Source organism: Leisingera sp. F5 (assembly GCF_001593695.1).
In genome coordinates this window covers 1-1,958 of record NZ_LUKH01000633.1, presented here as the reverse complement: position 1 = coordinate 1,958, position 1,958 = coordinate 1, and the positions used below count along the sequence as shown (strand labels likewise).

Here is a 1,958-nt window from a genome sequence, read left to right as displayed (position 1 = left end):
GGCGCGTTCTCTTTTGCACCACGCCAGGGACTGCGATATTGACACAAAACGGGAACATGCGTAGAACAAAAGAAAACATGAGGCGCGGAGGGAGCGGCGATGCTCACAAAAAAACAACTGCAACTGCTGGAATTCATACACAAACGTCTGCAGCGTGACGGCGTGCCTCCCAGTTTCGATGAAATGAAGGTCGAACTGGACCTACGATCGAAATCAGGCATTCACCGGCTGATCACTGCATTGGAAGAACGCGGCTTCATCCGCCGCCTGCCGCACCGCGCCCGTGCGATTGAGATTATCCGCCTGCCGGACAGCCTGGGCGGTGCGCCGGACGCGCAAGGCTTTGCGCCACAGGTGATTGACGGCGGTCAAACGCAGCCCGCACCGCCTGTACCTGCCGCAGCAGACCCAATGCGCCAGGCTGCCGTGGAACTGCCGGTGATGGGCCGCATCGCCGCCGGTGTGCCGATTGAAGCGATCAGCCAGGTGTCACATCAGGTGGCGGTTCCGGGCGGCATGATCGCGCCGAACGGCCAGCATTTCGCGCTGGAGGTAAAGGGCGACTCGATGATCGAAGCCGGCATCAATGACGGCGACATCGTAGTGATCCGTGAAACCGGTGCTGCAGAGAACGGCGATATCGTTGTTGCACTGGTCGAGGGGCACGAGGCCACGCTGAAACGCTACCAGCGCCAGGGCAGCATGATCGCGCTGGAAGCCGCGAACCCGGCCTATGAAACCCGGCGCTACCCGGAAGATCAGGTGCAGATCCAAGGCCAGCTGGTTGGGTTGATCCGCACTTATTGAGGGCTTTCCTGGCCAATAATCCTCCGGAGGCGGCTGATTTCTGCCCCCTCCGGCTGCCATCCCGTCCACAACCGCTGTCCCGACACACTGCGGGATGTCTGCAAGCCGCCTGTCGTGGTCACGGCGATGCTGCCCGTTTGGCGCATCACTGCCGGCGTCAGAAGCAGACAGTTTTCCGGTGTTTGCGCCGTGACCGTGGAAACGACGATATCTCCTTTTTTACAAGTGCTTGCCTGCGCGAGTTTACGTTTTCCAGGCGCATGAACCAGGCGGAATCCAGGTCCCTGCCAAACCGGCAAAGCGTCTGTTTCCTCCCTCCACCGCGCCGCGGCGGCGATCTGTCCAGCCGGGTCGCCATCATTCTCCAGCCAGATTTTCGCAATAAACCCCTGCCCTTTGGCCCGGGACAAGGCCCGGCCTTCCGGTGCCATCACGCCAACCAGCCCGCCGGAATCAGCAATCAGGACAACAGGACGCTCTGCCGCGCCCCACATCAACAGGGCACTGGCCGCCGGCAGCAGCCCTGCCAGCCGCAGCCGGCCTTGCCAGATCACTGCAAACAGCATGCCCGCAGCAAACAGTGGCAGAACCCAGGCGCCCGGTGCCGGCACATGAGACAAAGCCCCCTCAAATTCTGAGACGGCCTGCGCAACTGCAAGGATCCAGTCCAGCCCCCATCGCATAATTGTCAACCCGATCATTTCCAGGCCCAACGGCACCAGGCACAGTGCTAGAACTGCAGCCGGAATAACGACCGAGCCCATGACTGGCACCGAAAGCAGGTTCGCCAGCAGCCCGTAGTGCGGCACCGTGTTAAAATGCGCCGCTGCAATGGGTGCGGTTGCCGCCCCGGCCACCGCAGATGAAATCACCAGCGCCACAACCGGCTGCAACCAGCGCGGCCCCATCGGCACCTCTTTGTTTCTGAGCGCAGCAAATACCGCAACCAGCGCGGCTGTCGCGGCAAAACTCATCTGGAAACCAGGGCTCAGCAGGCTTTCCGGCCGCCGCAGCAGCACAATCCACGCAGCAACTGCCACCGCGCGCAGGGTAATCGCACGCCGGTTCAGCAGCACAGCGCCAAACATCACCGCCACCATGACAAAGGCCCGTTCTGTCGCCACATTACCGCCTGACAAGGCAAGATACCC

Annotated in this window: 2 protein-coding genes; one reads left to right on the top strand and one right to left on the bottom strand. The window is 61.6% G+C overall.

The annotated features are described in order from the left end of the window. The first annotated feature begins 99 nt into the window (after positions 1-99). Positions 100-807 (top strand): transcriptional repressor LexA, encoded by a 708-nt coding sequence (gene lexA / locus A2I95_RS34160; RefSeq protein ID WP_027259023.1) that lies wholly within the window; start codon positions 100-102, stop codon positions 805-807. Here lexA and A2I95_RS34155 read toward each other — a convergent pair. Next, positions 801-1,958, bottom strand: a 1,158-nt coding sequence (locus A2I95_RS34155) for a ComEC/Rec2 family competence protein (protein ID WP_291736957.1), incomplete at its 5' end; no start/stop codon positions are given. The genes lexA and A2I95_RS34155 overlap by 7 nt on opposite strands.

Coding starts and splice junctions, on each gene's coding strand:
- lexA (WP_027259023.1), top strand. CDS start 100: ATGCTCACAAAAAAACAACTGCAACTGCTGGAATTCATACACAAACGT.